Below are 16,873 nucleotides of genomic sequence, written 5' to 3'. Positions count from 1 at the left end.
GACAGGTTCATGATCACCGGCGTTCCGGCGCGGAACTGCAGCCCGATGGTCTTGGCCTCGTTGTAGGTACGCGGGTGCAGGGTGGTGATCCGCTGCGGTGGCTGCTCGTAGGATGCGTCGTAGTCGTCGTAGCCGTCGGCCTCCGGGCCCGCGGCCTCGTAGCCGGCCCGCGCCGCCGGGGCCGCCTCGACCTCGCGCCGGTGGTACTGCGGATCGCGCGCGAGCGCACCGTAGGACTCCGTGCCGCCGCCGTCGGCGTAGTCGTCATCCTCGACGAGCCCGAGGTAGACGCCCATCTTCCGAAAGGCTGTAGCCATTTCGTCCTCCTGTGTAGGTACTTCCCGCTGCTGCGGGCCGACGCTATCTGAATTGTGGTTCGCGGCGGCCGAGCAACGCCGTACCGATCCGCACGTGTGTCGCGCCATGTCGCAGCGCCGCTTCCAGGTCCTCGCTCATGCCGGCCGAGACGATGACGGCTGCCGGATGGCTCTCCCGTAACCGCTGCGCCACCTCGGCAAGGTGGCCGAACGCCTCGTCGGGATCGCCGCCCAACGGCGCGATCGCCATGATCCCGGCCAGCCGCAGCACGTCCGATGCGGCGACCCGATCGGCCAGCCGCAGCAGCTCGTCCGCCGCGCCACCACCGCGGGCCGTCGGACCTGATTCAGCGCCGGGTTGAGGGTCGAGGCTCAGCTGGACCAGGACATCCAGCGCCTGCCGGCCGGCCCGCCGGGCGCCGTCTTCCAGCGCGTCCGCCAGGCCTTGCCGGTCCACGCTGTGCACCAGGTCGGCATAGCGCGCCACCGACCGTGCCTTGTTGGTCTGCAACCGCCCGATGAAGTGCCACCGGACGGCGACGCCGGTCAGCGCGGCCAGCTCGGCCGACTTGACCGAGGCATCCTGATCGCGGCTCTCCCCCAGGTCGGTCACGCCGAGTTGCGCCAGCAGCGCCGCATCGCTCACCGGAAAGAATTTGGTCACCGCGATCAGGGTGATCTCGCCCTCGGACCGGCCGGCGGCCGCGCAGCCCTGAGCGATCCGGGAACGGACCGCGGCCAGGTTGTCGCGCAACTCGGCCAGCCGATCCTCCGGCGAGCTCATCGAAGGCGGCCGGCCTACTTGAGGAAGTCGGGGACATCCAGTTCCTCGTCCGGCTCGACCGGCTTGCGAGTGGTGGCCGGTGACCATCCGGTGCCCGGTGCGCCCGTGGGTGCCGCGCCGTAGGCGGTGGCGCCCGAGCTGGGCAAGAACGACGGCGCGGGACGCGAGGCCCCGTTCATCGCGGGGGCGGCCGACACCGTGGCCAGCTGTGCCTCCGGTTCGCGCCGGGCCGGGATCTCCACCTTCTTGTAGGGCAACTGGCCGGAGTCGAAGCCCGCGGCGATGACCGTCACCTTGACCTCGTCGCCGAGGGTGTCGTCGATCACGGCGCCGAAGATGATGTTGGCATCGGGGTGGGCGGACTCGGCGACCAGGCTGGCGGCGTCGTTGATCTCGAACAGTCCCAGGTCCGACCCGCCGTAGATCGACAGCAGCACGCCGTGCGCGCCGTCCATGCTGGCTTCCAGCAGCGGGCTCGCGATCGCCATCTCCGCCGCCGCCCGGGCCCGGCCCTCGCCCCGCGCCGCGCCGATGCCCATCAGCGCCGAGCCGGCGCCGCTCATCACGCTCTTGACGTCGGCGAAGTCCAGGTTGATCAGGCCGGGGGTGGTGATCAGGTCGGTGATGCCCTGGACACCGGAGAGCAGCACCTGGTCGGCGCTGCGGAAGGCGTCCATCACCGAGACGTTAGGGTCGGAGATCTGCAGCAGCCGGTCGTTGGGAATGACGATCAGGGTGTCGCATTCGGCCCGCAGCTGCTCGATGCCGAGCTCGGCCTGGGTGGCACGCTTCTTGCCCTCGAAGGAGAACGGCCTGGTCACCACGCCGATGGTCAGGGCGCCCAGCTTGCGGGCCATGCTGGCGATCACCGGGGCGCCGCCGGTACCGGTGCCACCGCCCTCACCCGCGGTCACGAACACCATGTCGGCGCCCTTGAGCACCTCTTCGATCTCGTCACGGTGATCCTCGGCGGCCTTGCGGCCCACCTCCGGCTGCGCGCCGGCGCCCAGGCCCCGGGTCAGCTCACGCCCGACATCGAGCTTGACGTCGGCATCGGACATCAGCAAAGCCTGGGCGTCGGTGTTCACCGCGATGAACTCGACACCCTTGAGGCCCTGCTCGATCATCCGATTGACCGCGTTGACGCCGCCGCCGCCGACACCGACGACCTTGATCACAGCGAGGTAGTTGTGGGGTGAGGTCATGTGGGGAGTCCTTCGCTTGGGGCTTCGATCTTCGCTGTTGTGGTCGGGCACCTGTTCGAACCCTCACCCTCAAGTAGACCGTTAACGTTATGTCAACCTGAGCGATACCAGGAAAAGTAGTTCGCCGAGCCGCCGCCGCCCGCAGGCGCGCCGTGACACGCCGCAAAACATTGGAGATCCGGGTCGCCGGAGCCGAAGGAACGAAGCGGGGCTCGGCCGTCCTAGCTGCCGGGGTCGGTCCGGGTGGTCACCGCGCTCGGATCGCTGAGGTCGATGTAGCGGCCGGGACGGCCGAGCAGCGCCGTCAGCAGCCGCGCCTTGTCGGTGCTGCGGTCGGTGCCGCCCCACAGCACCACCCGGCCGTCGCGCAAGGTCAGCGTGACCGACTCCGCGCTGGGCGCGGAGATCGAGCTGAGGGCCCGCAGGATCCTGCCGGGCAGCGCTCCGGCGACCGCTGCCGCCGCCGTCGGCTGCGGGCCGATGGCCGGCACCAGCAACCGCGGCAGGCCGGCCGGCGCCGCTGCCACCGTGCGGAAGGCCACGTTGTCAGGGTCGACCAGCACCACCTGTCCCCTGTCGATCGGGCGGTAGCCGATCGGAACCCGCTCGGTGATCTTGATGATGACGCTGGCCGGATAGGACCGGCTCACCGTGACCGCGCGGATCGGCGCGACCGCGCTCAACCGCGAACGGACGGCGCCGAGGTCGAGCCGGGCCAGCGGGGTGCCGGACCGGATGCCGGCCGCGGCGCGGACCTGCTCGGCGGTCAGCGTCCGGGTCCCGACCACATTGACGGTACGAACCCCGAGGACGCTGGAGAAGGCCACCAGCCAGACCAGCAGCGCAAGCACCACGGCCATCGCGCACCAGTGCCACCACCGCGGCCGCCGGACCCCGCCCAGCCCGCCGGCCAGGCCGCCAGCCATCGATCCGCCGCCGGTCATCGGGCTGCCTGACATCGGGCTGCCGCTCATCGATCTGCCGCCAGCCGGGCGAGCTCGGCGAGCATGTCGGCGCACAACAGGTGGACGTCGCCGATGCCCATGGTCAGCACCAGGTCGCCGGGCTGGGCGAGCGCCGCGACCCGGCCGGCGACCGCGTGCCAGTCCGGCTCGTACACCACCCGGGCGGCAGCCAACGGCACCTGCTCGGCGATCATCGCTCCGGTCACGCCGGGAATCGGCCGCTCGCGGGCGGGAAAGATGTCCATCAGCACGGCGATGTCGGCCAGCGCCATCGCCTGGCCGAACTCCGCGGCGAACGTCTGGGTCCGGCTGTAGGTCCCCGGCTGGAAGATCGCGATCAACCGCCCGGAGCCGGCCAGCACCCCGCGGGCGGCGGCGAGCTGTGCACGCACCTCCGTCGGATGGTGCGCATAGTCGTCATACACGCGGACGCCGGCCGCCTCGCCACGGAACTCGAAACGGCGCTGGACGCCGGCAAAGCCGCGCCAGCTCTCGGCCGCCTGTGCGGCCGGCAGGCCGAGCTCGACCGCGACGGCGAGCGCGGCGGTGGCATTGAGCGCCATGTGCCGCCCGACCAGCGAACCGAGCCGGACCTCGACCGGGCCGGCAGCGGCGCCGTGCACGGTGAACTCCACCGCGTCCGGCAGCTCGCGGATGTCGGTGACCTGGATGTCGGCCTCCGGCCCGGCGCCGTAGCCGCGGACCCGGACGCCGGCGTCGCCGGCATAGCGGGCCAGCCGGCTGGCGCCGGGGTCATCGGCGCAGTACAGCAGCTGGCCACCGGGGGTGATCCGGTCGACGAACTGCTCGAAGGCCCGGAAGACCCCTTCCAGGTCGCCGTGGTTCTCCAGGTGATCGGCCTCGACGTTGGTCACCACCGCGATCTCGGGCCACAGCAGCAGGAACGAGCCGTCGCTCTCGTCGGCCTCGACGAGGAACAGCGGGTCGCTGCCGGAGCGCCCGTTCACCCCGGCGCCGGCCAGGTTGGCGCCGATCGCGAAGGACGGATCGAGCCCGCCGGCCAGCGCGGCGGTGGCCAGCAGCGAGGTGGTGGTGGTCTTGCCGTGGGTTCCGGCGACCGCGACGCACCGGGCGCCGTTGATCATCGCGGCCAGCGCGGTGGCCCGCCGGAGCACCCGCATCCCCCGTTCGCGGCCGGCGGCCAGCTCGACGTTGGCCGGGTCGATCGCGGTCGTGTAGACCAGGGTGTCGCAGGAATCCAGGTGCCGCGGCGAGTGCCCGATCTCGATTCGAGCGCCGAGATCGCGCAGCTGCCGCACGGTCGCTGACTCCCGGCTCTCGCAGCCGGTCACCGGCAGGCCGCGGGCCAGCATGATCCGGGCCAGGCTGCTCATGCCCGAGCCGGCGATGCCCATGATGTGCACCCTGCCGAGCTCGGCCGCGGCCGGCACCACCTCGGTGGCCGCGCTGGACACCAACGCGGCGCCCGGCGCTGCCCAGCCGGCCGGCCGGTCATAGCTGGCCTGGGACCGGGTTGCCGGGCCCGAAGCTGCCGGGCCGGCGGGCTCAGCCCGGTTCGCAGGCTCGGCGCGGCCGGCGGGCTCAGGCGTGGTGGTCACGGGCCACCTCCAGCACGGCGCGGGCCAGCACCGCCGCCGCGTCCCTGGCGCCGGCACGCCGGGCGGCGGCAGCCATCGCGGCCAGCCGGGGCGGGTCGGTGAGCACGGCGACCACGTTCTGGGCCACCCAGGCCGGGTCGCAGTTCTCGTCGGCCACCATCAGGCCACCACCGGCGGCGACGATCGGGTCGGCGTTCAGGCGCTGCTCGCCCCCGCGCAGCGGCAACGGCACGTAGCCAGCCGGCAGGCCCACCGCGGTCAGCTCGGCGCAGGTCATCGCTCCGGAGCGGCACAGCACGAAGTCGGCGGCGGCGTAGGCGTCGGCCATCGCGTCGAGGTAGGGCAGCACCAGGTACGGCGGCTCGTCCGCGGTCCTGGCCGGGGCGGTCAGCGGGTTCTTGGCGCCCGCGATGTGCAGCACCTGGATGCCCGCCTCGGCCAGCGCCCGGTGCGCCCCCAGCACCGCCTCGTTCAGCCGCCGGGCGCCCTGGGAGCCGCCGGTGACCAGCAGCGTCGGCCGGTCGGCGGCCAGCCCCAGCCTGGCCCGGGCGGCGGGCCGTTCCCGGTCGCGATCGAGCTCGATGATCGCCGGGCGCAGCGGGATGCCGATCGGCTGGCCGTGCGGCAACCCGAGCGAGGCGGTCGCGGTGTAGACGTGGCTGGTCAGCCGGGCCGCCAGCCGGTTCGCCACCCCCGGCCGGGCGTTCGCCTCGTGCACGACGATCGGGATGCCGCGCCGGCGGGCGGCCAGGTAGGCCGGCGCGGCGACATAGCCGCCGAAGCCGACCACCACGTCGGCCTGCACCCGGTCCAGCACCGCGCCGGCGGCCCGGACCGCTGCGGCCACCCGGCCCGGGGTCTTGAGCAGCGCCAGGTTCAGCCGCCGTGGCAACGGGACCGGCGGGATCAGCTCCAAGGGGTACCCGCGTGCCGGGATCAGCGTGGTGTCCAGGCCCCGGGCGGTGCCGAGCGCGGTGATCAGCGCGGCCGGCTCCAGCTCGCGGATCGCGTCGGCGACGTTCATCGCTGGTTCGATGTGTCCGGCGGAATGGCCGCCGGCCAGGACGATGCTGGTGTGCCCCATCGCCTCAGGCGCCCTTGCGGCGAGTCGCGGACTGGCCCGCCGGCCGGTGCGGGGCGGGCTGCCGCCGACCGGCCGGGGCCGACCGCTTCGACGTCGCTGCCCGGGCGCCGGGGGGTGGAGAGGCGGCCCGGTCGAGCTGGCGGCCCGCAGGCATGCCGGCTGCCCGGGTGGACCCGCTGGCGCCCGACCTGGCGGGCGCGGCGGCGGGCGGGCCGGTACCCGAGCCGGCGCGGGACCTGGCCGGCGCGGCTGCCGAGGTGCCGGGATCGCCGACGGAGGCGCTGCCGGCCTGCCGGGCGGTCGCGGACTGCCGCGCTGCCCCCGACCGCGCTGCCCCCGACCGCGCCGTCCCGAAGCGGGTAGCCAGCCGCGGCGCCCCCAGCCGCAGTGCGCGGATCCACCGTGCGGTGCTGCCGTCGGCGGCCGCCTGCTGAGCGGCCCGGGCGGCGACGGGCTCGTGCCGGGCGAAGGAGACCAGCATGCCCAGCACCGCGCAGGTCAGCACCAGCGAGGTGCCGCCGTTGGAGATGAACGGCAGCGGGATGCCGGTGACCGGCAGCAACGCGGTCACGTAGCCGATGTTGATCAGGGCCTGCCCGGCGATCCAGATGGCCGCGCCACTGCTGACCAGCCGGACGAACGGGTCCTGGCTGCGATGGGCGATCCGCATGGCGGCGTAGGTGAACAGCCCGAACAGGGCGAGCACCACGATGCAGCCGAGCAGCCCCAGCTCCTCCCCCACGACGGCGAAGACATAGTCGGTGTTGGCGTTGGGCACCCAGCCGTACTTCGACGTCCCCTGCCCGAGGCCGACGCCGAAGACGCCGCCGCTGGACAGCGCGTACAACCCCTGGATGGTGTGGTAGCCCGCATTCTGAGGGTCGAGGTTGGGATGCAGGAAGGTGGTCAGCCGCTCCATCCGGTACGCCTCGGTGACCGCCAGCAGCGTCACCACGCCGGCCACCGCGACCAGCAGGACCGCGAAGTAGCGGAACGGCAGGCCGACCATCCACAGCAAGCCCAGCAGCACCAGGATGAAACACAGCGAGGTCCCGAGATCGGGCTCGAGCATCACCAGCCCGATGACCACCACGAAGCCCGGCACCAGTGGGATCAGGACATGCCTGGCCGTGGTCAGGGTGCGCAGGGATTCCTTGCGGGCAAGCAGGTCGGCCCCCCAGACCAGGATCGCGAGCTTCGCGAACTCCGAGGGCTGCACCGTCAGCGGACCCAGCTGGATCCAGCGGTGCGCCCCGTTGATGGTCACGCCGATACCGGGCGCCAGGACGCCGACCAGGGCGCAGAGCGCCAGTCCCAGCGCCGGATAGGCCATCCGGCGGTAGGCGGCCGGCGACATCCGCACCGCCAGCCAGAACACCGGCACGCTCAGCACGATGAACTGCACCTCGCGGATTAGCTGCGCCCAGGGCGCGTCGCCGGTGGTGTGCACCGAGGCAGAGATGGTCGTCGAGGCCGACATCAGCAGGCCGAAGAACAGCAACCCGCCACCGGCGGCCAGCATCAATTGGACCGAGGCGTAAGGGCCTTCCAGGTAGCGGCTGGAGGCCCGCACCACCCGGATGCCACTCACCCGGTCGCGCAACCGGTTGATCATGACACCGCCCGCGGGCCGCCGGTCAGGACGAGGCCGATGGCCAATGCCTTTGAGCGATAAGCGGGAACCGCGCGGAGTCCGGGCCTGGTCGAGGGTGCGCGCAGTGCCACGGCACCGGCGCCGGCCGGTGACGTCGCGGCGGCCACGACCTCGTGCATGGCCCTATCGTCGGTCCTGGGCAACCTGATCTTCGGGAGGCGTGTCGCGTGTCGCGCCACCGTGGCAGTGATCTCAGCCGGCCCGCCCCGCCGTCCCCCGACCGGCGGCCAGCTAGCCGTGGGAGATGAATTCGGCATAGAACAAGCCCATTCCGAAGGCCACTGCCAGCCCGCTGACGATCCAGAACCGGACGATGGTGGTGGTCTCCTCCCAGCCGCCGAGCTCGAAATGATGATGGAAGGGCGCCATCCGGAACACCCGTTTGCCGGTGCCGGATCTGAGCCGGGTGTACTTGAACCAGCCGGTCTGGATGACGCTGGAGAGCGTCACCACCGCGAACAGGCCGCCGAGCACCACCAGCAGCAGCTCGGTGTGCGACAGGATCGCCAGTCCGGCCATCAGGCCGCCGAGCGCCATCGACCCGGTGTCGCCCATGAAGATCTGGGCCGGCTTGGCGTTCCACCACAGGAAGCCGAAGCAGGCGCCCATCGCCGCCGCGGCGATCAGGGCGAGGTCCTGAGGATCGCGGATGGCGTAGCAGCCCGGCAGCGCCGGGGCCGGGTAGCAGCTGTTGCGGAACTGGATGAAGGTCAGCAGCGTGTAGGCGCCCATCACCATGGCGGCGCTGCCAGCCACCAGCCCGTCCAGGCCATCGGTCAGGTTCACCGCGTTGGTGGTGGCGGTGATGATCAGGTAGGCCAGCAGCAGGAAGCCGATCAGCCCGATCGAGAGGCCGGCGATGTCACGTACGTAGGAGATGCGCTCCGAGGCCGGAGTCAGCCCGCGCCGGTTGCGAAACATCATCGCCGCGGCCCCGAACACCAGCGCGACGAGCAGCTGGCCGGCGAATTTCGCCCGGGCCCGCAAGCCCAAACTCCGCCGGTGCCGCAGCTTGATGAAGTCGTCGATGAAGCCGACCGTTCCGGAGCCCAGCATCAGGAACAGCAGCAGCAACCCTGAGGCAGTCGGGCCCGAGTCGTGCCGGAACGAGCCGATCAGGTGCGCCATCAGGTACCCGATGATCGTCGAGCCCATGATCGCCACCCCGCCCATGGTGGGGGTGCCTCGCTTGATCAGGTGGCTCTTGGGCCCGTCGTCGCGGATCTCCTGTCCGAATCCCTTGATCCGGAAGTACTTCACCACCAGCGGGGTGAACAGGATCGAGGTCATCAGCCCGAACAGCGCGGAGACCAGGATGGTTTTCATGCCCGGCCCTCCCGGGCGTCAGTGCTCTGCGCGCCGTTCGGGCTCTCCGCGCCGTGCACGTCCTGCGTGCTGTCGAAGCGTCGGACCAGCTCCTGCGCCACAACCTCCATCGCCGCCGACCGGGATCCCTTCACCAGCACCACGTCACCTGGCCGCAGCAGCTCCGCCAGCCTGGCGAGGGCCGCCGCGGTGTCCGGCATCCACTCTGACTCACCGTCGAAGGAGCCTTCGAGTGCCGCGCCGGTGGCGATCGCCCGGGCCTGCTCGCCGACCGCGATCAGCACCGAGACGTCCAGCCGGACGGCGTGCCGGCCTAGCGCGTCGTGCTGGGCGATCGAGTCCGGGCCGAGCTCGGCCATGTGGCCCAGCACCGCGATCGACCGGCGGCCCTCGGACATGATCGCCAGCGCCTTCAGCGCGGCCCGCATCGACTCCGGATTGGCGTTGTAGGCATCGTTGATCACCGTGATGCCGGCGGCGGTCTCGCTGACCGCCATCCGCCAGGCCGAGCGCTCGGTCGCCCGCGACAGCGCCTCGGCCACCGCCGGCAGCTCCATGCCGCAGGCCAGCGCCAGCGCCGCCGCGATCACCGCGTTGGAGACCTGGTGCTCGCCCCGCACCTGCAGTCGCACCCCGGCCCGGCCGGCGGCGCTGACCAGCTCGAAGCTCGCCCGGCCCGCGGAGTCCACCGCGACCCCCTCGGCGCGCACGTCGGCCCCGGCCCGCTCGCCGGCGGTGACCACCCGGGCGGTGGTGCGGGCGGCCATCGCCGAGACCAGCGGGTCGTCGGCGTTGAGCACCGCGACCCCGCCGTCGGCGGCGGCGGGCAGCGCCTCGACCAGCTCGCCCTTGGCCTGCGCGATCACCTCCCGGCTGCCGAACTCGGACAGGTGGGCACTGCCCACGTTGAGCACCCCGGCCAGCCGGGGAGCCGCGATCCCGGTCAGGTGCCGGATGTGGCCGAGCCCGCGGGCCGAGGTCTCCAGCACCAGGAACCGGGTGCTCTCGTCGGCCAGCAGCACGGTGTAGGGGTAGCCCAGCTCGTTGTTGAACGAGCCCGGGGTGGCGACGGTGGGCCCAGCGTCGGCCAGCACCTGTGCCAGCAGGTCCTTGGTCGAGGTCTTGCCCGACGAGCCGGTGATGCCGATGGTCACCGCACTCAACCGGCGGGCCACGGCGCGGGCCAGCGTGGTGATCGCCTCGACCGGGTCGGCCACCTCGATGGCCGGCACCGGCACCGGCCGGCTGGCCAGCACCGCCACCGCGCCGGCGGCCACCGCCGCCTCGGCGTAGTCGTGGCCGTCCACCCGGGCGCCGGGAATGGCCAGGAACAGGTCGCCGGCCACCACCTTGCGGCTGTCGAACTCGACCTTGCCCGACACCGTGCGATCCGGGTCGGCGTTCACCAGCCGGCCGCCGACGATCCCGGCGATCTCGGCGATGCTCAGTTCGATCACAGCCGGCCCGCTCCGAATGCGGTATCGGGTGCGGTATCGGGTTCCATGCCGGAGTCCGCCCCGCCGGTCACCGGGTGACCTGGCTCGCGGTGCCGGTATCCCTGGCCGGCCAGGGCGGCCCGGGCCACCTCGACGTCGTCGAAGGCGAGCACCGTGCCGCCGACCTCCTGCCCGGTCTCGTGGCCCTTGCCCGCGATCAGCACGGTGTCGCCGGGCCGGGCCAGCGCGACGGCCCGCTCGATCGCGGTGCGCCGGTCGCCCTCCTCGAGGACGGTGGCGCGCCGGTCGGCCGGCACCGACCGGGTGCCGGCCAGCATGGCGGCCCGGATCTCGGCCGGCGGCTCCGAGCGCGGGTTGTCGTCGGTCACGATCAGCACGTCGGCGCCGGTGGCCGCGACCTCCCCCATCACCGCGCGCTTGCCCCGGTCGCGGTCCCCACCGCAGCCCAGCACGACGATCAGCCGGCCGGTGGTCAGCGCCCGCAGCGCCTGCAGCGCACCGGCCACCCCGGCCGGCTTGTGGCTGTAGTCCACCACCACCAGGAACGGCTGGTCGCCGTCCACCCGCTCCATCCGGCCGCGCACCTGGGCGGCGGCCACCGCCGGCGCCACCGCGGCCGCCTCGACGCCGGCCTCGGCGAGGATCGCGAAGGCCAGCAGCGCGTTGGCGATGTTGTAGGCGCCGGGGATGCGGCAGCCCGCCTCGAAGTCCGTGCCCGGCCCGTGCACCGTGAACTGGGTGCTGCCGTCGGCCAGCACCCGTACGTCGCCGGCATGCCAGTCCGCGGCCGGGTCCCGGGTGCTGACGGTGACGGTGGCCGGCCGCACCAGCCGGCGTCCCCAGTCGTCGTCGACCACCACGACCTCGCGGCGGGCCCGGCCGTCGAAGAGCAGGGACTTGGCCTGGAAGTAGTCCTCCATGTCGGCGTGGAAGTCCAGGTGGTCCTGGGAGAGGTTGGTGAAGGCGGCCACCGCGAACTCGGTGCCGTCCACCCGGCCCAGCCGCAGCGCGTGCGAGGACACCTCCATCGCGACGCTGTCCAGGCCGCGCTCGGCCATCACCGCCAGCAGCGCCTGCAGCTGCGGGGCCTCCGGCGTGGTGAACGGGGTCTTGACCGTCTCGGCGTCCAGGAACACCCCGACCGTCCCGATCAGGCCGGTGCGGCGGCCGGCCGCGGCCAGGCCCGCCCGGACCAGGAAGGTGGTGGTGGTCTTGCCGCTGGTTCCGGTCACCCCGTAGACCGGCAGGCTCGCCGACGGGTGCCCGTACACCTCGGCCGCCAGCGGCCCCAGCGCGGTGCGCGGGTCGTCCACCACCAGCGCCGGGGTGGCGAAGCCGACCAGCTGCGCGGCACCGGCCGGATCGGTGAACACCGCCACCGCGCCGGCGGCCAGCGCCTGGTCCAGGAAGGCCAGCCCGTGCCGGCTGGCGCCGGGCAGGGCCGCGAACAGGTCGCCCGGACGGACCTGGGTGGAGCTGGCACTCACCCCCGACACCAGGACGCTGCCGGCCTCCGGGTCGGCGCTGACCACCGAGGCGCCGAGCAGGTCGGCCAGGGCGCCGAGCTGTCGGGCGACGGCCTGGCTCGGACGGGGCCCGGCCCCGTCCGGGTGAGCTCGCTGCGGTGGCGCCACGCCTGCCCACGTTACCGATGGGCTCCGGCCCACATTCCGGGACTCGGCCATTCCCCTCCTCGCCGGTTCGGTCGGTCGCGACTGGTCGGGCAGTACTGCTGGCTGCTGCCGAGCGGCGCTGGGCGGCGCTAGTTCAGGGTCAGCGGAACCAGCACCGACTGCGACCCGCTCGGGACGATCTTCTCGGCCGACAGCTGGTAGGCGGCGATGTGGTGGAACAGCGGAGCGGCCACGTCGCCGCCCTCCAGGCCGTGCGCCGGGTTGTCGATCATGATGGCCACCGCGAACCGGGGGTTGTCGGCCGGCGCCATCCCGGCGAAGGTGTCCCAGTAGACAGAGTCGGAGTACCGGCCGGTGACCGGATCCGGCTGCTGGGCGGTGCCGGTCTTGCCCGCCACCCGGTAGCCCGGGATGGCCGCCTTGGTGCCGGTGCCGCCCTTGAGGGTCACCGACTCCAGCATGGTGCGCAGCGTCCGGGCGGTCGCGGCCGACAGCACCCGGATGCCGGCCGGCTGCGCGGTGGCCGACACCGAGCCGTCGGAGTGGGTCACCGAGGCGACCACCCGGGGCGGGATGCGCACCCCGTCGTTGGCGACCGTCTGGTACATCGAGGCGAGCTGCAGCGAGGTCATCGCCACCCCCTGCCCGATCGGCAGGTTGGCAAAGGTGGAATCGGACCAGCTGTCGATGTCGGGCAGCAGGCCGGCGCTCTCGCCGGGCAGTTCGATGCCGGTTTTCTGCCCCAGGCCGAACCGGTGCAGGTAGTCGTCGAAGGTCTGCTTGCCCACCTTGTCGGCGATCAGCAGGGTGCCGACGTTGGAGGACTCGGCGAGCACGCCGGTGGCGGTGAACCGCTGGGTGGGGTGCCACCAGGCGTCGTGCACGGTGACCCCGCCGGTGGAGATGGTGTCGGGCACCGAGAACACCGACCGCGGGGTGATCAGGCCCTTCTCCAGCGCGGCGGCCATCGTCACGATCTTGTTGGCCGAGCCGGGCTCGAAGACCTGCTGGATGTTGGGGTTCAGCGACCGGCCGCCGTCCAGGGTGGCCGGGTTCTGCGGGTCGAAGGTGCCGTTGGAGGCCATCGCCAGCACCTGGCCGGTCCGGGCGTCCAGCACGGTCAGCTGGCCACCGCGGGCACCGGACTGCCGGATCGAGTCGTCGAGGTACTTCTGGCTGAGGTACTGCAGGTCCTGGTCGATGGTCAGCCGCACCGTGCCGCCGTCGGCGGCCGCCTTGCGCTTGATCGGACCGGCCGGGTTGACGTTGCCGACCGCGTCCTTCTGGTAGCTGACCGAGCCGTCGGTGCCCCGCAGCAGCGCGTCGTAGCTGTACTCGATGCCGGCGGCGCCGGTGCCGTCGGACTGGATCAGGCCGACCACGTTGGCGCCGGTGGTCCGGCCGGGATAGAGCCGCTGCGAGGTGGCCTGGGCGAAGATGCCCGACAGTGGCTCGTCGCGCAGCTTGAGGTCCTCGACCTGCTTGGCGGCCGCCGGGGAGAGCGCGGTGGCCAGCAGCACGTAGCGCGAGCTGGAGGTGAGCAGGTCGGAGATCGTCAACACCGACTTGCCGAGCAACGGGGCGAGCATGGTGGCGTAGTCCCACCGGTCGGCCGTCGGCACCATCGTCGGGTCGGCGACGATGTCCTTGGCGTCGGCGGTGTAGGCAAGCGGGACCCCGTTGCGGTCCACGATCGACCCGCGGGCGGCGTGCAGGGTGACGAACTCGCGCTTCTCGTCCGAGGCGGCCAGCGCGTAGCCGCCGGCGTCCATGCCTTGCAACCACACCAGCCGGGCGAGCACCACGGCCAGCAGCAGGCTGACCACCACCACGCTGGCCCACAGCCGGCGCAGCGACTTGCCCAGCCGCAGGGCGCGCCGGCCGCGCGGTACCCGCCGCCGGGGGGCCGGACGCCGGGCGGCCGGCGCGGGCTCGCGGGACCGCAGCGGCTGGCGGGCACCCCGGGCCGGCCGGGTCGCCGGCTCCGGCCGCTGCCAGTCCTGCCGCCGCCGGTCCTGCTGGCGCCAGTCCTGCGGCCGCCGGTCGGCCGGCTGGGCTGCGGTGGGCCGCTGGGCTGCGGCCGAGCGGGGCGCGGCGACGGGACGGTCACCGGTCGCCGGTCGCTGAGCGGTGGTAGCTCGCTGGGCCGCCGCCGGCCGCTGGCCAGTCGTGGGTCGCTGGGCCGTCGTGGGTCGTGGGGCGGCAGCGGACCGCTGGGCCGCCGCCGGCCGCTGGCCGGTCATAGGCCGCTGGGCCGTCGTGGGTCGTGGGGCGGCAGCGGACCGCTGGGCCGCCGCCGGCCGCTGGCCGGTCGGAGGTCGCTGGCCGGTGGTAGGCCGTGGGTCGGCAGCGGGCCGCGGGCCGGCCGCCGGATGGTGTCCCGGGGCCGGCCGCCCGGCGGTCCCCCGCTGCCGGTCCGCGGCCGGCCGCGGCACCGCGGGCCGCTGGGGCGGGGTCGGTGGCTGGGGCAGTCGGCTCATCAGTGCCCTCCGGGCGCGGAAGACTTCGTCGGGCTCGGCGGCGGGACGGACCGGGTCACCGTGACGGTCACTACCGGCGCCGGCGACCGGGAGCCGGCGGCGGACCGGCTGGCGCTGGCACTCGGCCGGCTGGTCGAACCGGCCGGGCTCGACCGTCCGGCGCTGGCCGGCGTGCCGGACGCGGTCGGGCTGGCCGTCGCCCGGGGGGTGACGCTGGGTCGCGGCGCGGCGGTCGGCGTGGGGGTCACCACCGGAGCGGGCAGGCTGGCCGGCGCCGGCGAGCCCAGCACGGTGACCGAGCCGTCGGCGTTGAGCCGGAGGAAGGCCGGGTTGGGATTGGGTATCAGGCCCTCGGCCGCGGCGGCCGAGGCCAGCGACCCGGGTGCCTGCTGGGCCGCCAGGTCGCGGGTCAGCTGCTGGGCCAGGTCCGACAGCTCGGCGTTGCGCTCGGTCAGCGAGCGCTGCCGCAGCTCCTGGGCGGCCGAGGCGGTGTTCAACGCCAGCAGCGTGCACAGGCCGCCCACCAGCAGCACCGCCAGCAGCACCGGCAGCGGCAGCCGGCGCACCCGGCGGGCCGTCATGCCGCCTCCCGGATGCGCTCGGCGGCCCGCATCCGTACCGAGGCGGCCCGCGGGTTGGCGGCGATCTCGGCCTCGGTGGCGGGCTCGGCGCCCCGGTTGAGCAGCCTGATCTGCGGGCCGGCCGCGGCCAGCGCCACCGGCAGGTCCGGCGGCGTCCGGTCGGTGGCGAGCTCGGCGAAGCTGCGCTTGACGATCCGGTCCTCCAGCGAGTGGTAGGCCAGCACCACGATGCGCCCTCCTACGGTGAGCGCCTGCAGCGCGGCGGGGATCGCGGCCTGCACCGCGGCCAGTTCGGCGTTGACCTCGATCCGCAGCGCCTGGAAGGTGCGCTTGGCCGGATGCCCGCCGGTGCGGCGGGTCGCCGCCGGGATGGCCTGCCGGACCAGCTCGGCCAGCTCCGCGGTGGAAGTCAGCCGGTGCTCGGCGCGGCGCCGCCCGATCGCCTGGGCGATCCGCAGCGCGAACCGTTCCTCGCCGTAGTCACGCAGCACCCGGGCCAGCTGCGGTACCGGGTAGCTGTTGACGACCTCCTCCGCGGTCAGCGGGTCTTCGGCGTCCATCCGCATGTCCAGCGGTGCGTCCTGGGCGTAGGAGAAGCCGCGCTCGGGCCGGTCCAGCTGCATCGAGGAGACCCCCAGGTCGAACAGCGCGGCGTCGATCCGGTCCAGGTCCAGCTCGGCCAGCACCCGGGGCAGCTGGTCGTAGACGGCGTGCACCAGGTGGGTCCGCCCGGCGAAGCCAGCCAGCCGCTCGGCGCTGATCCGCAGCGCCTGCTGGTCGCGGTCCAGTCCCACCAGCACCGCCTGCGGATGCGCGGTGAGCAGTGCCGCGCTGTGGCCGGCCAGGCCCAGGGTGGCATCGACCAGCACCGCGCCGGGCCGGGCCAACGGCGGGGCGAGCAGCTCGGCCACCCGGTCCAGCAGCACCGGGACGTGCCCAGCCGGGGCCGGCGGCCCGGGTTCGCCCATGCGGGAACTCCTGTACATCTCGGGTGCTGCCTCGTGACGCGGGTGCCTGTACTTCGGGTGGTGCCTGTCGTTTCCTGCGGGTGGTTTCCTGCCTGCGGTTTCCTGCCGGTCGTCCCTGCCGGCCGGGCTCATGCCGATGGGTCCCCGCCCGCCTGGGAGAACCGGGCCGCCTGGCGCTGGGGAAGTGCGTCAGGTGGTTGCCGGGGTGGCGGGAGGAGGCCGATCCGCATGCGCCTGCCTCGACGGGTCTGTGCAGTGACCTAGAGCAGGCCGGGCAGCACCTCCTCGGCCTCGGCGAACGCCTGCTCGGTGCCGGCCAGGTAGGCCTGCCACGCCTCGGCGTCCCAGACCTCGACCCGGCTGTTGGCGCCGATCACCACGCAGTCCTTGGACAGTCCGGCGTACTCGCGCAACTGGCTGGGCACGGTGATCCGGCCCTGGCCGTCCGGAACCTCGTGCGAGGCGCTGGCGAAGAACACCCGGCTGTAGTCCCGGACACTGCGCTGGGTGACCGGGGCGGAGCGCAGCAACTCGGTGATCCGGCTGAACTCCGCCATCGGGAACACGAACAGGCAGCGTTCCTGGCCCTTGGTGATCACCAGTCCTCCCTCCAGCTCGGTGCGGAACTTCGCGGGCAGCGCCAACCGGCCCTTGTCGTCCAACCGGGGGGTGTGGGTGCCGAGGAACATCGCCCACCTCCCAGGTCAGCGCTACTTAACAATATCCCCACTATGACCCACCATACCCCACTGGTCACCACTGCACTGCAGAAATGTCGGCCGGATTGACGCGCACAGCTGGTAGAAACCCGGATGAACCGGGCGGCGAGCCGGAATCC

Annotated in this window: 13 protein-coding genes and 1 pseudogene; all 14 read right to left on the bottom strand. The window is 73.2% G+C overall.

The annotated features are described in order from the left end of the window. A pseudogene (locus VLJ82_RS01590) lies at positions 1-296 on the bottom strand (cell division protein SepF); the annotation flags it as partial. A 64-nt stretch (positions 297-360) separates the two neighbouring features. After that, positions 361-1,101, bottom strand: a complete 741-nt coding sequence (locus VLJ82_RS01585; RefSeq protein WP_408661568.1) for a YggS family pyridoxal phosphate-dependent enzyme — start codon at positions 1,099-1,101, stop codon at positions 361-363. Positions 1,102-1,115: 14 nt separating this feature from the next. Further along, positions 1,116-2,306: a cell division protein FtsZ gene (gene ftsZ, locus VLJ82_RS01580; RefSeq protein ID WP_408661567.1), complete on the bottom strand. Its 1,191-nt coding sequence runs from the start codon at positions 2,304-2,306 to the stop codon at positions 1,116-1,118. Between the two features lie 221 nt (positions 2,307-2,527). Continuing rightward, positions 2,528-3,250 carry a cell division protein FtsQ/DivIB gene (locus VLJ82_RS01575; protein WP_408661566.1) on the bottom strand — a complete coding sequence of 241 codons (723 nt, stop codon included), beginning with the start codon at positions 3,248-3,250 and terminating at the stop codon, positions 2,528-2,530. A 26-nt stretch (positions 3,251-3,276) separates the two neighbouring features. Next, positions 3,277-4,647, bottom strand: coding sequence for a UDP-N-acetylmuramate--L-alanine ligase (murC, locus tag VLJ82_RS01570; protein ID WP_408661569.1), 1,371 nt, complete (start codon positions 4,645-4,647; stop codon positions 3,277-3,279). A gap of 187 nt (positions 4,648-4,834) precedes the next feature. After that, the gene (locus tag VLJ82_RS01565; RefSeq protein ID WP_408661565.1) at positions 4,835-5,935 is read right to left on the bottom strand and encodes a UDP-N-acetylglucosamine--N-acetylmuramyl-(pentapeptide) pyrophosphoryl-undecaprenol N-acetylglucosamine transferase; all 1,101 of its coding nucleotides are present in this window, start codon (positions 5,933-5,935) and stop codon (positions 4,835-4,837) included. Between the two features lie 4 nt (positions 5,936-5,939). Beyond that, positions 5,940-7,550: a putative lipid II flippase FtsW gene (ftsW, locus tag VLJ82_RS01560; protein ID WP_408661564.1), complete on the bottom strand. Its 1,611-nt coding sequence runs from the start codon at positions 7,548-7,550 to the stop codon at positions 5,940-5,942. A 270-nt stretch (positions 7,551-7,820) separates the two neighbouring features. Then, positions 7,821-8,915 carry a phospho-N-acetylmuramoyl-pentapeptide-transferase gene (mraY, locus tag VLJ82_RS01555; protein ID WP_408661563.1) on the bottom strand — a complete coding sequence of 365 codons (1,095 nt, stop codon included), beginning with the start codon at positions 8,913-8,915 and terminating at the stop codon, positions 7,821-7,823. Beyond that, positions 8,912-10,372, bottom strand: coding sequence for a UDP-N-acetylmuramoyl-tripeptide--D-alanyl-D-alanine ligase (locus VLJ82_RS01550; protein ID WP_408661562.1), 1,461 nt, complete (start codon positions 10,370-10,372; stop codon positions 8,912-8,914). The genes mraY and VLJ82_RS01550 overlap by 4 nt, the downstream gene beginning before the upstream one ends. After that, on the bottom strand, positions 10,369-12,057 hold the full coding sequence (locus VLJ82_RS01545) for a UDP-N-acetylmuramoyl-L-alanyl-D-glutamate--2,6-diaminopimelate ligase (protein WP_408661561.1): 1,689 nt from the start codon (positions 12,055-12,057) through the stop codon (positions 10,369-10,371). The genes VLJ82_RS01550 and VLJ82_RS01545 overlap by 4 nt, the downstream gene beginning before the upstream one ends. Before the next feature lie 77 nt (positions 12,058-12,134). Beyond that, positions 12,135-14,249: a peptidoglycan D,D-transpeptidase FtsI family protein gene (locus VLJ82_RS01540; RefSeq protein ID WP_408661560.1), complete on the bottom strand. Its 2,115-nt coding sequence runs from the start codon at positions 14,247-14,249 to the stop codon at positions 12,135-12,137. Positions 14,250-14,485: 236 nt separating this feature from the next. After that, positions 14,486-15,067, bottom strand: a complete 582-nt coding sequence (locus VLJ82_RS01535) for a septum formation initiator family protein (RefSeq protein ID WP_408661559.1) — start codon at positions 15,065-15,067, stop codon at positions 14,486-14,488. After that, positions 15,064-16,053: a 16S rRNA (cytosine(1402)-N(4))-methyltransferase RsmH gene (gene rsmH / locus VLJ82_RS01530; RefSeq protein ID WP_408661558.1), complete on the bottom strand. Its 990-nt coding sequence runs from the start codon at positions 16,051-16,053 to the stop codon at positions 15,064-15,066. The genes VLJ82_RS01535 and rsmH overlap by 4 nt, the downstream gene beginning before the upstream one ends. Before the next feature lie 242 nt (positions 16,054-16,295). Continuing rightward, positions 16,296-16,724, bottom strand: coding sequence for a division/cell wall cluster transcriptional repressor MraZ (mraZ, locus tag VLJ82_RS01525; RefSeq protein ID WP_408661557.1), 429 nt, complete (start codon positions 16,722-16,724; stop codon positions 16,296-16,298). Positions 16,725-16,873 lie beyond the last annotated feature (149 nt).

The organism is Jatrophihabitans sp. (genome assembly GCF_035474675.1).
Lineage (GTDB): Bacteria > Actinomycetota > Actinomycetes > Mycobacteriales > Jatrophihabitantaceae > Jatrophihabitans_A.
The sequence above is the reverse complement of the archived record's forward strand: the minus strand, read 5'-3'. Positions and strand labels throughout refer to the sequence as shown.